Below are 15040 nucleotides of genomic sequence, written 5' to 3' on the forward strand. Positions count from 1 at the left end.
AACAACAAGAAGATCTTTACCCAAATATAGAGAAAAATCCAGATTAGTAGAAGAAGTTGTCGTATCTTTCACACAAGGGTTCCAGAGCTTAAAAGAGCAGTCATAGGAACCTAATAATGTACTGTCACAAACTATTCACATCTAGATGAAAATCACCCTGTCCGTTTTCTTCCTTTTTCTATATATAAAGGGTGAAAGTACTCTTAAGTGAAGAAAGGTTAGTGATCGAAGATGGCAAAGTATAGAATGGTACGTACTGATTTTTGGAAGAATCCGATTGTTCTGGAAGAGATGACCCCGGAGGACAAGTATTTTTACCTTTATCTCCTTACGAATTCAAATACGACTCAAATTGGAATCTATAAGATTACCAAAAAACAAATTGCATTTGATCTAGGCTATTCGATTGAGGGTGTTAATTCGTTAATGGAACGATTCATCCACCATCACAAGGTGATTCGTTACAATCCAGAGACAAGAGAACTCGCGATTAAAAACTGGGGGAAAGATAACCTGCAAAAAGCAGGAAAACCAGTCATGGATTGTATCTTTAGTGAATTAAAGGAAGTCGAGGATACCTCACTGATTCAATATGTGTCGGAACCGATTCAGAAACAGGAAATTCGTAGTTTGTATATATCTTTTTGTGAGCAAGTAACAATGGTTATCGACCAGGAAGATATCGATCAAGAGGAAGACCATACATATTTGGACACTGATTCTGAAGAGCTTGAAGATGTAATTCCTACTGGGCACTTAGAAAACCAACATCAAAAGGCTCTTTATCTAGATATAGAGAATCATTCAGACATGGGGAATCCCTTACAGAAAAATCAAAAAGATGTGAAAGAAATTATCGAGTTTTGGGATGCGAATGGATTTGGTTTTACGAACGTGAATGCGAAACAGCAGCTATTATCTTGGTTGGATGATTCTAGTTTTTTACAGCCGAAAGAGATGATTTTAAAAGCCATGAATATTGCGTGTGCCAATAACAAGCGAAGGCTGACCTATGTGGTTGGGATTCTGAAAAACTGGGAAAATGAATCTTTACTGACTATTGAAGAAATTGAATCCTACCATGAGAACCAAAGGCCCGTTCTAAAACATAAGCAATCAACACAAACATTTCCTGCAGGAAGAGCGATACCAGCTGGATTTGAGCTTGATCTTACGGCGGGTGAAGAGTGATGAGTATAGCAGAAAAAGCATTTTTAGGAAGCTTGATGAAGGCGGAATATTTGCTTAAGGATACGGTAATCCAGCCTGAACAGCTAGAGAGTACACGGCATAAAGAAATCATGCGAAGAATGCTAGAGTTAACCCATGCCGGTAAAAATATTGATTTGATCACGTTTACCACTTTACCCGACCTTAATTCATTAGGTGGAATGTCTTACCTTTCGGAGCTGTTATCGTATGCAGATCTGGAGAAATTTGACGGGATGGAGAAGCTCATTCTTGATCTGTGGAAGGAACGGGAAAAGAGAAATATATTAACTCTTGCAGCCATGAATGATTGGGAGATTGCTAAGGTTATTGGTGAATTGGATAAAATTAACCAAGCAAAGATGGATGATCACACGTCCTTAAAGGAGGCGTTATCAGATATCTATGAGGCACCATGGGAGGATCAACTAACGCTGAGAAGTGCAACAACCGGCATTAAAAAGCTCGACGAAGTGACAGGGGGCTTTCAGGATGGGGAAGTGACAATTTTAGCAGCTAGACCTTCAATGGGAAAAACCGACGTCATGCTTCATTTTGCAAAAATGTCGGGTTGGGCGGGTTATTTGCCACTTGTATTCTCCCTGGAAATGCCTGAAAAGCTGATAACCTTCCGATTAATTGCTTCGACAGGGGGATTTAACCGTGGAAAAATGCGGGATCCAAAAAGAATGCTGAATGAAAAGCAAAAGAATAAATGGTCGGATGTGATTGGAGATCTCAATGAAACGCATATGCAAATTTTTGATGGGTCTGGACAAACAATAGCGGAAATGAGAGCGAAAACGAGAAAAATGATGAATCAATTTCCACAGAAGAAACCAATCCTTTTTATCGATTACCTAACACTAATCCATTCTGGTCAATTTTACGGAGGGAATTCCCATCTACAAGTAACAGAAATATCCAAATCTCTTAAAGCAATGGCGAAGGATTTTGATTGCCCTGTTATTTGTTTGGCGCAGCTGAATCGATCGGTTGAATCAAGAGCTAATAAACGACCGATGATGTCTGATATTCGGGAATCGGGCAGTGTAGAACAGGATGCAGATGTCATCTTGTTCTTGTATCGAGAATCGTATTATGAAAAGGAAGCTCAGAATCATAGCCTTGAAATCATTGTTTCGAAAAACCGAAATGGTCCAGTCGGAACCATCGCTGTAAATTACAACGAGCATACGGGAAGGATTGAGGACCACAAGGAATAGAGTCATCCCCTAGGAAACTTTCAATAGCCATTAAAAAATCAATTACCGAGGTGTATCCACATGATTGTAAAAGACGCTTACCTTGATAGTTTACGTTTTGAAGAAACTGCATTGGCCCATTACATCCATCACTTACTCTTAGAGAAGAAGATTTCATTGGATGACGATATGTCCAAAATAGACTTAGAACAGGCGAATCATCTGAAAGTAAGGGAAATGATACAAAACAATGTATTAGGGATACATAAAATTCGCATCTACTCTTTGAAAATGAACCAGAAGGATTTTGTTTTTATCTATGCAGCCAGCCAGCAAGAGGCCATCCAGTTCTATACCAAAGCATTTCATCAAACCCCATTGAACTGTCACGAATATCCACTAGATTTTCAGTTTGCTAGAGGGAATGAAGTAATTTCGTTTCGGGATATGAGGAAGGAATGCAAGTCTATTCCTGCTATAGCGGGGTTTTATGTCAAGCCATATGCTAGGTAGTAACTTGAAAGGGCAAGGGGGAAGATTTATGAGGAAACGAACGGGAGCTATCGCCATGATCGCAGCAACTACCTCTATAGCATTCTATTCCATGCCATCGCAGATAGAAGAAATTGCACAAGAGATCACTCTTCAGGTGACTGAAAATCAAGCAAGTGATGTACCTGTTACGTTAGTATATATCATCGATGGCGATACCATTAAAGTGAATGTAAACGGAAAAATGGAAACGGTTCGCTATTTGTTGATGGATACACCAGAGTCAAAAAATCCAAAAACATGTGTCCAACTCTATGCAAAGGAAGCATTTTTACGGAATAGCGAGCTCGTAAAAAGCGGAACGTTAACCTTGGAGTTTGAACAGGGAAACACAAGAGATGCCTACGGACGACTGTTAGCCTATGTTTTTATCGATGGAAAATTGATTCAAGGAACGCTGCTAAGAGAGGGGTACGCACGAGTGGCGTATATCATGAATCCACCCTATAAATACCTCGAAACATTTAGGAAGGAGGAAAATCTAGCAAAAAGGGAGAAGATTAACATTTGGACCAGGTTGCATTATGTGACAAACTGGGGATTTAATGGGTGCTTGCATGACAAATAAATAATGGGTAGATTTTTAGATTGAATTTATAATAGAGAATGAATGTTTTAGCAAGGCAATTTCAGATGTTCATAAAGCAGTATCTTTAAAAATACCTTTCCCAATCATGCCAGGTATAGATTAGTGCAATTAAAAAAAGCTCTCTTTTATAGGACTTATCCCTTATAATTAAATATGTTAATAAATTTTGACAAAGGATATCAAATATGGACTTCATTTATATTAATCAAAATGTTCTAGATAACTTGTTTTACATTTTAGTAAGTATTTTTGTTTTCTTCGTTTTAATTGATAATTTTAAAACGCTTAAAAATTATCAAAAAACCCTTATTACAGCATGCATGAGTTTACCAAGTATTTTATGTATGAAATTTCCTATTTATATTGATGAATATTGTGTACATGACTTAAGGCAAATTCCTTTTTTAATTGGTATACTTTATGGCGGATGGCCTGTCGGGGCTGCCTTGTTGATAATTTCGTTGGCGATTAGATTTTTTATTTATGGATTCAATTCTCTAACTCTTATTGTTTATATCGTGATCTTTATTATAACGGCACTTTTCTCAAAAAAGTTCATCATGTTCAATAGAAAAAATAAGCTTATTTTCTCAGTTCTGTTATCTTTGTGTCTTGGAATACTAACAACTTCTATAGCTGTTATCATATCTGATTCATTTAGGGTGACTGAAGCGTATATGTTTTATTTTATTTTCCTTCCTCCAGTAGTCATGTTTTTCGTTGTATATATAATAGAAATATTAAGTGACGCAATTAGTATAAAGTCAAAAATAGCAAAGCTAGAAAAGATGGAAGTTGTTAGCCAGTTAGCAGCGAGTATTTCCCACGAAGTTAGAAATCCTTTAACAGTTGTAAAGGGGTTTATTGATCTCCTAAAAGCCCCTAACCTTTCTCAAGAAGTTAGAGAACAGTACTTTCAACATGTGGTTAGAGAGCTTAATTCTGCAGAGACAATTATTAGTGATTATTTAGCATATGCAAAACCTGCAACCGAAGATATAGGTATTATTTTAATAGATCGTGAAATAAGAAGTATTATTGAAATGACGAAACCATTGGCCAATATGAATTCGGTGAAGATATCAGAAGAGTTAGTGCCAGGATTTACACGCGGAAATATTCAACATTTCAAGCAATGTTTTTTAAACCTGATTAAAAATAGTATAGAGGCTATGCCAAACGGTGGGGAGCTTAGTTTAGTTACACTCGTGAGTAAATTCGATATCATTATCGAGATAAGCGATAACGGTGTTGGAATGAGCAAAGAACAAATAAACCGTTTTGGCGAACCTTATTACAGCACCAAAGAAAAGGGGACTGGATTAGGTTCAATGGTTGTTGTAAAAACAATAGAGACAATGAATGGGAAAATTAAGATAAATAGTGTTTTAAATAAAGGAACAACGATAAGAATAACACTTCCTATTTATACTTCATGAACAAGGTGCTAGGTGCCATCCACATATTGGATGGATTCTAGCACCTTTAATATCATAACGCTTAACACAAATCAGCTATTAAAGGGTATTGATAGAGCTTGTCTTTTTGCAGGTGAGGGGAAAATAATAATGTAAAATTAGAAATTAAGGATACAAAAATAAAAATTTCCTCTCAGGCTTCTGAAATAGGGAAAATAGAAGAAACCCAAATGATAAAGGAGATTACAGGAGAGAGTGAACTAAGTATTTCACTTGATGGAAGATATTTAATGGATGCCTTAAAAGTAATAAAAGAAGAAGAGATAAAATTAAGTTTTGGCGGTCCAATGAGACCAGTCTTAATTGAACCTATAGACAATTCTTCTTATCTTCATCTTATTTCACCAGTGCGTACATAGCTGGTCTTTAATTTAAATTCACTATTAAAAATACTCGAAATCTTCAATAATTTTATTTTGTGAAAAGAAAAAGTCCTTTATAATGGATAAGTCAGGTGGTAACCCGTCCAAATCCACTAATAAAGGACCAATCTCATGGATAAAGCCAGCCCTTGATAAGCAAAATGTCGTCGTTGCATGTATTGGCAACTAGATGGAGAATGGAAGTGAAATTTATGCTTGAAATAATGAAGAATCAATATACAGAATTTCCTTTGGAAAAACAGATAGAATGGTGGAAGGCTATTGTCCATTCAATTAATGATGGAGTCCTAGTCATCGATCATGAGGGTTTTGTAAGACTTATCAACCCTGAGTATACACAAATTACAGGTGTGACCCCTAATATCATTGGAAAAAAGTTGAGAGAATATAGACCAGGTGCACAGCTACCTGAGATATTAATAGATAGAAAGTGCAGGGTGGGAGTTTATCGGAAAACTGATAAACGGGAATATATTGTTGATATGGCGCCAATTATTATAAACGATAAAGTCATAGGAGCTGTATCAGTCTGCAAAAGTCTGACTGAAGTACATAAACTATCCATAGAGTTGAAGAAAAACAGGGAAAAAATAAATCAACTAAAAAATAAAATAGATTCTCTTTATCAAGCAAAGTACACACTTAACCAAATTATTGGAAGAAATGGTGGTCTAAAAGAAGCCGTTTATGTGGCAGAAAGGGTAGCGAGTTCGATTTTGCCCATCCTCATAACAGGTGAAAGTGGTACTGGAAAGGAGTTATTTGCTCAAGCTATTCATAATGAAAGTAGCAGGAAAAATCGACCTTTTATCCCTGTCAATTGTGCTGCGATACCATCGGCTCTTTTAGAGAGCGAGCTATTCGGTTATGGGGACGGGGCATTCACCAATGCTAAAAAGGGCGGTAAAATCGGGCTATTTGAGATGGCGAATAACGGAACTATTTTTCTCGATGAAATAGGTGATATGTCCTATGATCTTCAGGCAAAACTGTTAAGGGTACTGCAAGAAAGAAAAATTCGTAGAGTGGGAGAAACAAATGAAAGGAGCATAGATGTAAGGATTATCGCTGCAACCCATCGTGACTTGCAGCAGTTGGTCAAAAAGACTCACTTCAGAGAAGACTTATTCTACAGACTAAATGTTATCACTCTCCAAATACCTCCTTTACGGGAGCGTAAGGAAGATATATCTGACCTTATCCATTCGATGCTTCGTTCATCCCAAGAGAACCTATCAATCGAAAACTCCCCAAATGAGTATACCATTAGCAGAGAAACCATGAATTTCTTGGAAAAGTATGAATGGCCGGGGAATGTACGCGAATTAAAAAATGTTATTGATTATGCCTCCTGTATGGCAGAGGGAACGGAGATAAAGATTGAACACCTGCCTGAACGTATTACAAAAAAGCATTTCAACATATATGATTCAAAGAATAGTTCGACTATACAATCATTAAAAGAAGCAATGGAGGAAACGGAAAGAAATTTTATTATTGAAACATTAAAGAGATTTGGCAGCGACATTGAGGAAAAGAAAAAGGCAGCAAAATCGTTAGGGATTTCACTCGCTACCTTATACAACAAACTCAAACGATATAAGATAGATTTCTAATGTTTTAGAATCTTGTTCATTCTAATTCTAAAATATTAGAAATCAGGAATATTACTGTAACAGTGGATAACAAGTTAAATCAGTTATTGATATTCTTTTCTAAAAATTTAGAAATTTCAATAAGATACAAAGTGAGAGAGTGCCTAGTTTGATAGCGCTCTCTATTTTTTATTTTTTTACCTATCAAGTAAAACGCGTAAAAATAAGGGGATTTTGAATATATAATGGCACATTAAGTGATATAATCACATTTTTTGGCACGCTAATTGCAAGTATTAAAGATAAGTAGCTTAATAGTTTTTGAAAAGGGGGTATCATTAGGAGGTTTATTATTAGCAGGAGTTTTGGACAAAGGGGTAGGTCAGTAATCAAAAGGAAATTGGGGGGGATTTGATGTTAGCTTTATTAGGCTTTCTAACGATTGGGACATTTCTTTTCTTAATTATGACGAAGCGGATGTCTGTCATTATAGCTCTTGTACTTGTACCGATTGTTTTTGGTCTGATTAGTGGATTTGGTGCCGAACTTGGACCTATGATGCTTGAAGGAATTCAAAAAGTTGCACCTACGGGAATTATGGTAGCATTTGCTGTTTTGTATTTTGGACTGATGATGGATGCAGGACTTTTTGATCCAATTATTTCTCGAATGATTCGTATTGTTAAAGGAGATCCACTGAAGATTGTCATAGGTACAGCCATTGTTACCATGCTTGTTGCATTGGATGGCGATGGTGCATCTACATTTATGATAACCATTACGGCATTTCTTCCCCTTTATAAGAGGCTAAATATGAATCCTCTCGTATTATCTGGTGTCGTCGCGTTAGGGGCAGGTGTTATGAATATTGCACCATGGGGTGGTCCTACGGCACGAGCAATGTCAATGCTTAATACAGATTCTGCACATTTATTTAATCCTGTCCTTCCTGCGATGATTGGAGGCATTGTATGGGTATTGTTTTCAGCGTTTTGGCTTGGGAAAAAAGAGCGTGCGAGGCTCGGAATTAGTGATACAAAGGGCAATTATGAGGATTTTATGTCCGAACATGCCGCTGCAATTGAAGGCAGGAAACCACAACTATTTTGGTTCAATTTAATGTTAACCATTTTACTTCTTGTTGCTTTGGTAATGGCATGGCTACCGATGCCTGTCCTATTTATTGTTGCATTTGTTATTGCATTACTTATAAACTACCCAAAGTTAGAAGAACAGCAAGAACGACTGTCTAACCATGCAGGTAGTGTTGTAATGGTTTCAACAATGATTTTTGCTGCAGGTATTTTCACGGGTATCTTTACAGGAACGAAAATGATTGATGCAATGGCATCGTCGATGGTTTCCGTTATACCTGAACAAATTGCAGGGTTTTTACCGTTAATTGTAGCAATTACGAGTATGCCTCTCAGTCTTGTATTTACTCCAGATGCTTATTATTTTGGTGTTCTGCCAGTCATTAGTGAAGCGGCTATTAGTTTTGGAATTGACCCTATTGAAATTGGACGGGCAGCGATACTTGGCCAAATGACAACAGGATTTCCATTAAGCCCTCTAACTGCGTCCACTTTTATTCTTGTTGGATTATCAGGAGTGAATTTAGGAGAGCATCAGCGTTTTATATTTAAATGGGCTTTTGCAACAACAATCGTAATGACAATAATTGCTCTATTAACTGGAGCTATATCTATTTGAGGTGATATGTATGATAAGAATCGGTTCTGGAGCAGGATTTTCAGGAGATCGATTGGAACCGGCAGTTGTTTTAGCAGAAAACGGAGAGCTAGATTATCTAGTATTGGAATGTCTAGCTGAACGAACCATTGCTTTGGCCCAAAAACGGAAACTTCAAAATCCTTCGTTGGGGTATGATCCCTTATTGGAAAAGAGAATGGAGCTCCTTTTGCCTGTCATCAGTAAAAATAAAGTTCGTCTTATAACGAATATGGGGGCAGCCAATCCTATTGGGGCAGCTGAAAAGATTGTAGAATTGGCAAGAAAACTCGGAGTTTCAGTCAAAGTGGCGGCAGTTACAGGAGATGATGTCTTCCACTCTATTAATCTCGAGGAAAACGCACTAGAAGTCGATAAACCATTATCTTCATTTGGACCGCTAATTTCGGCAAACGCATACCTGGGTGTTAAGGCGATATTGCCTGCTTTGGAATCAGGTGCAGATGTCATCATCACAGGACGAGTTGCCGACCCTTCTTTATTTGTCGCACCAATGCTTCATTATTATGGTTGGTCTTTGGATGATGCAAATCGTATTGCACAAGGGACAGTAGTGGGTCACTTGTTAGAATGTGGCAGTCAAATTTGTGGAGGATATTTTGCTGATCCTGGGAAAAAAGACGTTCCAAACTTTGCTCATATAGGATTTCCGTATGCTGATGTTGATTGTGATGGAACCGCTATCATCAGTAAAGTACAGGGAACTGGAGGAATCATCTCGTTAGCGACCGCTAAAGAACAACTCCTTTATGAAGTAACGAATCCGAATGAATATATGACACCAGATGTAATTGCAGATTTTACAACGGTCCGTTTGAGAGAGATAGCTCCTGACACCATAGAGGTTTCTGGTTGTACTGGTAAAAAGAAATCGGACACTCTGAAGGTTAGTGTGGGTTACCATGCCGGATACATCGGGGAGGGTGAAATTTCTTACGCTGGAATGAATGCGTTGGGTAGAGCAAAACTGGCCGGTGAGGTTATGTATGAAAGACTAAAGGATGATTTTTCTGATCTTCGAATTGATTACATAGGAAGTACTTCAGTTCATCGAACATCGTTTAGTCATAATGTAGTTCCTTATGAGATAAGGCTAAGAGTCGCCGGGAAAGCCCAAACGATAGAAAATGTGGCAAAAATTGGGGAAGAAGTTGAAGCACTCTATACGAACGGACCTGCAGGGGGAGGAGGGGCAAGTAAGTATACGAATGAGGTAATTGGCATTGTGTCTACTTTGATCTCACGTGACAAAATAAATACGTCTGTTGTTATTAGGGAGAGTGTAAAGAATGAAGAAAAAATTGTATGAAGTAGCTCACAGCCGTGCTGGGGACAAAGGAAATACTTTAATGTTGTCGCTTATTCCTTATAATGAACAAGATTATCAAGCACTGTGTGAAAAAGTTACCGCCGAAAAAGTGAAAGAGCATTTAAGGGAAATTGTTGAAGGAAATGTAATCCGTTATGAGGTTCCAAATATTGCTGCACTACAATTCGTATGTCATCAGGCTTTACTGGGAGGAGTAACGACTTCATTAAGCGCGGATACTCATGGGAAAAGCTTAAGTTATGCTTTATTGGAGATGGAAATAGAATTTTAAATTCTAAAGCTGGTTCCCAAAAAACGTAATAGGAGGAAATGATTCGATGAGTAAAATTCAACTGAAAAAAATAATAGGTGCTGTTCTGCTTGCTTTTCTGATTCTACCTGGATTATCGATAACAGCCTTTGCAAAAGACACTAAAAGCAAGGGAGAAGTTGCTCCACCAGTTTCTTCTTTAGCAGAAGGTTCTTATTTTATGGAGCAAAAAGTAGAACTAAGTTCTTCCACACCGGGTGTAAGCATTTACTATAACTCGATGGAAGTATGCCTACAAAAGAAAGTATTCTATTCACTAAGCCTATTACAATAAAAAATGATACAACGATTAAAGCGATTGCAATTAGAGGAGATATTAGCAGTCAAGCTTTAGAAGTTAGTAATGGGAATACGAAAAGTGATATAGCTACGTTCTCATATACCTTTGTGACAAGAGAAGCACTTGCTTCTAAATTTTTGAGTTTTGAATACGAGTCTATGCCTTATCGTCTTTATGTGCCAGAGAATTATAATCCAACTAAATCTTATCCACTTGTATTATTCCTACATGGTGGGGGAGAACGTGGTGATGATAATATTAGGCACATAACAGCTAATGATGGTGCGGTCGTTTGGGCAGCACCTGAGAACCAAGCAAAGCATCCAGCATTTGTACTGGCACCTCAAGCAAGGAATGTTCCTGATGGTGGATTTACGGTTACGCGGGATTCTAATAATATCGTAAACTTAAGCCGGGTTTTTGAGTTTTCAAGTGATTTGCATAAGGCGTACGAAATACTCCAGAAGATTAGAGATAATTATAATATTGATAGCAACCGCCTATACTCAACAGGTTTATCTCAAGGTGGATTTGGTACCTTTAATCTGAATATCGCTTATCCTGATTTATTTGCTGCAATGGTCCCAATTGCTGGGGGTGCGGATCCAAATAAGGTACATTCCATTACAAATAAACCGATTTGGGCTTTTCACGCAGAAGATGATGCAGTAATCCCTGTTTCCTTCTCACGAAATGCAATAGAAGCTTTGAGGAATACCGGAGGAAACCCGATTTACACTGAGTATCCTTCTGAGCTGAATTATAACCATGCATCCTGGATTCCTGCATATGAAAATAAAGAAATGATTGAATGGGTATATAAACAATCTAAGTCTTCTAATTAATTCTCAAAGAGACGTACAAAGGTTAACCTATGGCAAGAAGGTCTAGCGTGCGAAAAAGTTTTGCAGAAGTCGAAAAAGTGTACCGCAAGAAGGTCACATGAACCAAAAATCTTCGTAGAAGTCAAAAAGATGGTTAGCAAGAAAAATGGACAAAGCTATCATGAAGGCTTTGTCCGCAACTCTATATGATCCTTTTCTATCAGGATTAAACTTTTTAAAATGATGTTTTAGTCGTAATTTCTAAAGACTTGGAAACTCATCAATATCAAGTCGAGAAAAGTAATTGAGATATCGATAAAAATATAGTACTTGTATTATTTGTACGTAATGGAAAATTTGAGTTTATTTGAAGCAGATGCTTTGAAAAAAACTCAAATTGAGGTTGAAGCTGGTAAATTAGTAGATAACTTTCAAATTTTAAAGGACTTATTTCAAGCAGCAATTATGCATGATGTAGAGTATTTGTGTATTGCAGTTAGAACTTATTATCGTAAACAAAAGGATTTTGAGAAAGTTTGGCAATTTTTAATACAAATTAAGCAAGTAGTAGATTAAAATCACCTTTTAATGGAATTCTTATTATTGATAATTAAAAGGGGGGATAGTTTATATTGAAATAATAAAAGATGGTCAAACATTAGGAAATATTCTACATTATGAAAACTCATATGATTGTACTAAGAGGTTGATTGGTGCCGCAACCTATTAGAGGAAAAGGTGGAGAATAAGACTCCACCTTTTTTGTCCTCTAATTTTCCTGTGCTCCAACACTTTAAAGGTCTATGCTGATTTCTTAATCATCGTACATTTGCTGTAAGGCATGATTGCTTGGTTGTTCGTTTATAAAACTTTCTAAACACGACATTATTATGAGATAAAAACCTACGGTGAAATTTCCATTAATACTGGTAAATGTAGTAACTCCGTTGGCGGACTCAGGACGAAAACGGTAATCATGCCCCCCAGTGGTAAATAGAGCACTTTTTTGCACAACCGGTGTATCTTTCTCCATACTACTGCTAGGAAAGATAAAAGTGGTATAGGTTATCGCAAAAGCATTCCCCCAAAGTGTTCGTTGCCACGTCATTTTCCCGCTTCCTGCAGCGATAATTCTTGAAGCAAGTATGGAACCAATCACCAGAATAGCTATTGAAACAACCTTCCCCATTGTGGATTTCTTTTTATAAAAAACAAAATCAAATAAGCTGCCAATCCAGAGGAATTGAAATAAAAAAGATGATCGCAAGCGAAGCGTTAAGGGATTGCAGCGGTTGGTAGTAAAATCCCCCGGTGGCTGAAAACCTAAATTACATATAAATACTGATCCTCTTATTTCCAAAACGTTGTAAGAAATTTATGACCAATAAACTCTTCAGCATAGGTAGAATAATGATTCCTCTGATTATATTTTTTTCGAATCATTTCCATTAATCTGAGTGGAATGGGTTTCCCCTCAATTAAATGGTAATACTGATCATATGCATTTTTTAAATGCTCCCATCTTAAATCATTTCCGGGTTGAACATATTCGGAAACATCAATTATTTTTGCTCTCCCATTTTGTAGAAAAACATTTTTCAAATGAATGTCACGAGGATTTAATCCTTTTTGAAGCGCATACTCCCTTGCATGGTCAACATCTTTAATAATCTGTTTTGGAATCGGTATACCTTGAAGTAAACAATCATATAAAGTGATGCCTTCCTCGAAATTTAGAACAAGGTAATTATCTTTGAAACCAAAACATGTTGAAAAATAGGGAGAGTCACCTAATATTTCATAGACTTTCTTTTCTAATTGAATTTTAGCGATTTTATCATCCGCATACATTTTAAATGCATAGTTTTGATTTTCAAGGGATTGAAATACAGCTGCATCTGTCCCTATACCAATACATCTTAAATGATCAGAGGATCCATGGATCGAAACAGGCTCGTTGTTTGGGTTTGATGAAATCGAGATTTTTGATAAATCTTTATCCGCAATTATCCAATCCTCTTTCATGATTATTCACTCCTTTGAAGGTTTATCGATACTTGCTAGTGGAGCCTATCTACCACTTCAAATGCTTATATAATCGATAGTCTATATACCTTGTGTACTCCACTACGTTTTCCTGCTGCCTAGATGGCGCCAAAACCTTTTACAATCAATATCGTTCATTTCATCCGTTATCTAATTGAGATAGTTCCGTTTTCTCATTTATTCCTTTGGTAAGTTTATGTCTGTTTTGTTTATATAAATAGATGATTTCTAGTAAAGAAATACATACTACCAGCCAAACACTTCCAGCTATAAATCCTGCCAGCACATCAGAAGGATAATGCACTCCCAGGTAAATTCGACTGATACCAATTAGTAAAATAACGAGACAGAGAAAAATTCCCAAGCCTAACTTAGAAAGAGGCTTTCGTTTGCTTCGCAAAACTAAATAGCCTAAAAACCCGTAATAAGTCATACTGCCCATGGAATGCCCGCTTGGAAAACTGAATCCATCCGCCTCGATGATTCGATTGATGTTGGGACGTTCTCTCTTAAAAAAGTTCTTTAACAAAAGATTTAATAGACCTCCGCCTGCTACAGTAATGAAGTACAATCGCATTCCCCAAATATCTTTACGTTTCACGAATAGCCAAATCATACTAATTACGAGAAGAAGACCAAGCATAAACTTGGAGCCCATTTCCGTCATAGACAGCATGAATCCATCCATTGCTGGTGAAGAATAAGAGCTAATCGTATCAATAACGTGCTGATCAAATAGGAATGGCTTCTTTTCTATAAAATCAGTTGATAAACTACTAAACATGTATAAACAAATAGTAGAAAATAACAGGCCAGTAATTGCCCACATAGCTACATAGGGGGGGGAAGACATAGCCTCTTTACGTTTTTGAAACAATATACTTCACTCCTATCTATGAATATGTTTTTTTAAAATATAAATGAATAACGTTCCCGAAAGTGAAAAAACCTTTACTGTTGTAGTAAAGGTCTAAAAATAAAAAGAGACCTTTACCAACTATACTGGTAAAGGTCTCGCTAGCAATTGACATTGCCAACAAAGCCGGGGACTCTCATCCCGGAATGACGACTTTGTTATTAAAGCTACTCCCCTTTGGAGAATCACGTTCATTTAAATTATAACTATTGTAACGTTAAAACAGTTGAAAGTCAAAAGATCTGTATTAACTCCTAATTACCGACGAAGCAGAAATTCCGTAAAAAAGGCTTTTTTTACGATTAAATACCGCAAAAAAATACCAATTTATAAGGTAGATTCTCTTTCCAAATACAATGACTTTATTTTAGTTTTTTAAATATCCTCAGATTTCCCGCTTTCATTCCACCTAATATTAAAACAACTCCAAGCCATTGGCAATGAAAAACCTTCCCCAGAGTAATAGTTCTATCCGAAGACGCTCCTTATTATTATTCTTTACTTTTTCTCTCGAATATTTTTAGGATAGCTGGGTCAAAATACCATATGTTATTAATTTTGATGGAATGAG

Annotated in this window: 15 protein-coding genes and 1 pseudogene; 13 read left to right on the forward strand and 3 right to left on the reverse strand. The window is 36.8% G+C overall.

Annotated features, from left to right (window positions below; all coding sequences use genetic code 11):
* The first annotated feature begins 231 nt into the window (after positions 1 to 231).
* The 13 genes and pseudogenes from ACIQAA_RS22835 to ACIQAA_RS22895 all read left to right on the forward strand — a co-directional run bounded on the left by ACIQAA_RS22835 (position 232) and on the right by ACIQAA_RS22895 (position 12083).
* Entirely contained in the window at positions 232 to 1191 is a 960-nt protein-coding gene (locus ACIQAA_RS22835) for a DnaD domain protein (protein WP_402624101.1), read from the forward strand.
* The gene (locus ACIQAA_RS22840) at positions 1191 to 2435 is read left to right on the forward strand and encodes a replicative DNA helicase (protein WP_402624104.1); all 1245 of its coding nucleotides are present in this window, start codon (positions 1191 to 1193) and stop codon (positions 2433 to 2435) included. The genes ACIQAA_RS22835 and ACIQAA_RS22840 overlap by 1 nt, the downstream gene beginning before the upstream one ends.
* Before the next feature lie 60 nt (positions 2436 to 2495).
* Positions 2496 to 2927, forward strand: coding sequence for a hypothetical protein (locus ACIQAA_RS22845; protein WP_402624105.1), 432 nt, complete (start codon positions 2496 to 2498; stop codon positions 2925 to 2927).
* 28 nt (positions 2928 to 2955) lie between these two features.
* Positions 2956 to 3534, forward strand: coding sequence for a thermonuclease family protein (locus tag ACIQAA_RS22850; RefSeq protein WP_402624108.1), 579 nt, complete (start codon positions 2956 to 2958; stop codon positions 3532 to 3534).
* 206 nt (positions 3535 to 3740) lie between these two features.
* Positions 3741 to 4994 carry an ATP-binding protein gene (locus ACIQAA_RS22855; protein WP_402624110.1) on the forward strand — a complete coding sequence of 418 codons (1254 nt, stop codon included), beginning with the start codon at positions 3741 to 3743 and terminating at the stop codon, positions 4992 to 4994.
* A gap of 78 nt (positions 4995 to 5072) precedes the next feature.
* A pseudogene (locus ACIQAA_RS22860) lies at positions 5073 to 5392 on the forward strand (DNA polymerase III subunit beta); the annotation flags it as partial.
* A 215-nt stretch (positions 5393 to 5607) separates the two neighbouring features.
* Positions 5608 to 7032 (forward strand): sigma-54 interaction domain-containing protein, encoded by a 1425-nt coding sequence (locus ACIQAA_RS22865; RefSeq protein ID WP_402624479.1) that lies wholly within the window; start codon positions 5608 to 5610, stop codon positions 7030 to 7032.
* Positions 7033 to 7425: 393 nt separating this feature from the next.
* Entirely contained in the window at positions 7426 to 8724 is a 1299-nt protein-coding gene (locus ACIQAA_RS22870; RefSeq protein ID WP_402624113.1) for a CitMHS family transporter, read from the forward strand.
* 10 nt (positions 8725 to 8734) lie between these two features.
* Positions 8735 to 10072 (forward strand): acyclic terpene utilization AtuA family protein, encoded by a 1338-nt coding sequence (locus tag ACIQAA_RS22875; RefSeq protein WP_402624116.1) that lies wholly within the window; start codon positions 8735 to 8737, stop codon positions 10070 to 10072.
* Positions 10053 to 10364: an AtuA-related protein gene (locus tag ACIQAA_RS22880; protein WP_402624119.1), complete on the forward strand. Its 312-nt coding sequence runs from the start codon at positions 10053 to 10055 to the stop codon at positions 10362 to 10364. The genes ACIQAA_RS22875 and ACIQAA_RS22880 overlap by 20 nt, the downstream gene beginning before the upstream one ends.
* 46 nt (positions 10365 to 10410) lie before the next feature.
* Positions 10411 to 10677, forward strand: coding sequence for a chitobiase/beta-hexosaminidase C-terminal domain-containing protein (locus ACIQAA_RS22885; protein ID WP_402624122.1), 267 nt, complete (start codon positions 10411 to 10413; stop codon positions 10675 to 10677).
* Entirely contained in the window at positions 10632 to 11528 is an 897-nt protein-coding gene (locus ACIQAA_RS22890; RefSeq protein ID WP_402624124.1) for an alpha/beta hydrolase-fold protein, read from the forward strand. Before ACIQAA_RS22885 ends, ACIQAA_RS22890 begins: the two co-directional genes overlap by 46 nt.
* Before the next feature lie 360 nt (positions 11529 to 11888).
* Positions 11889 to 12083, forward strand: coding sequence for a hypothetical protein (locus tag ACIQAA_RS22895; protein WP_402624126.1), 195 nt, complete (start codon positions 11889 to 11891; stop codon positions 12081 to 12083).
* 238 nt (positions 12084 to 12321) lie between these two features.
* Here the strand turns inward: ACIQAA_RS22895 and ACIQAA_RS22900 are convergent, their stop codons facing one another.
* The 3 genes from ACIQAA_RS22900 to ACIQAA_RS22910 form a co-directional block, all read right to left on the reverse strand.
* A complete protein-coding gene (locus ACIQAA_RS22900) occupies positions 12322 to 12696 on the reverse strand; it encodes a hypothetical protein (protein WP_402624128.1) in 375 nt (124 codons plus the stop codon).
* 161 nt (positions 12697 to 12857) lie between these two features.
* Complete coding sequence (locus ACIQAA_RS22905; protein WP_402624131.1) at positions 12858 to 13532, reverse strand: serine/threonine protein kinase; 675 nt, start codon at positions 13530 to 13532, stop codon at positions 12858 to 12860.
* Between the two features lie 160 nt (positions 13533 to 13692).
* Positions 13693 to 14430 (reverse strand): phosphatase PAP2 family protein, encoded by a 738-nt coding sequence (locus ACIQAA_RS22910; protein WP_402624134.1) that lies wholly within the window; start codon positions 14428 to 14430, stop codon positions 13693 to 13695.
* Positions 14431 to 15040 lie beyond the last annotated feature (610 nt).

Source organism: Neobacillus sp. NPDC093182, assembly GCF_044754045.1.

Bases quoted from the DNA above. Each gene is read 5' to 3' on its own strand.
- ACIQAA_RS22835 (WP_402624101.1), top strand. From the start codon at position 232: ATGGCAAAGTATAGAATGGTACGTACTGATTTTTGGAAGAATCCGATT.
- ACIQAA_RS22840 (WP_402624104.1), top strand. From the start codon at position 1,191: ATGAGTATAGCAGAAAAAGCATTTTTAGGAAGCTTGATGAAGGCGGAA.
- ACIQAA_RS22845 (WP_402624105.1), top strand. From the start codon at position 2,496: ATGATTGTAAAAGACGCTTACCTTGATAGTTTACGTTTTGAAGAAACT.
- ACIQAA_RS22850 (WP_402624108.1), top strand. From the start codon at position 2,956: ATGAGGAAACGAACGGGAGCTATCGCCATGATCGCAGCAACTACCTCT.
- ACIQAA_RS22855 (WP_402624110.1), top strand. From the start codon at position 3,741: ATGGACTTCATTTATATTAATCAAAATGTTCTAGATAACTTGTTTTAC.
- ACIQAA_RS22865 (WP_402624479.1), top strand. From the start codon at position 5,608: ATGCTTGAAATAATGAAGAATCAATATACAGAATTTCCTTTGGAAAAA.
- ACIQAA_RS22870 (WP_402624113.1), top strand. From the start codon at position 7,426: ATGTTAGCTTTATTAGGCTTTCTAACGATTGGGACATTTCTTTTCTTA.
- ACIQAA_RS22875 (WP_402624116.1), top strand. From the start codon at position 8,735: ATGATAAGAATCGGTTCTGGAGCAGGATTTTCAGGAGATCGATTGGAA.
- ACIQAA_RS22880 (WP_402624119.1), top strand. From the start codon at position 10,053: ATGAAGAAAAAATTGTATGAAGTAGCTCACAGCCGTGCTGGGGACAAA.
- ACIQAA_RS22885 (WP_402624122.1), top strand. From the start codon at position 10,411: ATGAGTAAAATTCAACTGAAAAAAATAATAGGTGCTGTTCTGCTTGCT.
- ACIQAA_RS22890 (WP_402624124.1), top strand. From the start codon at position 10,632: ATGCCTACAAAAGAAAGTATTCTATTCACTAAGCCTATTACAATAAAA.
- ACIQAA_RS22900 (WP_402624128.1), bottom strand. From the start codon at position 12,696: ATGGGGAAGGTTGTTTCAATAGCTATTCTGGTGATTGGTTCCATACTT.
- ACIQAA_RS22905 (WP_402624131.1), bottom strand. From the start codon at position 13,532: ATGAAAGAGGATTGGATAATTGCGGATAAAGATTTATCAAAAATCTCG.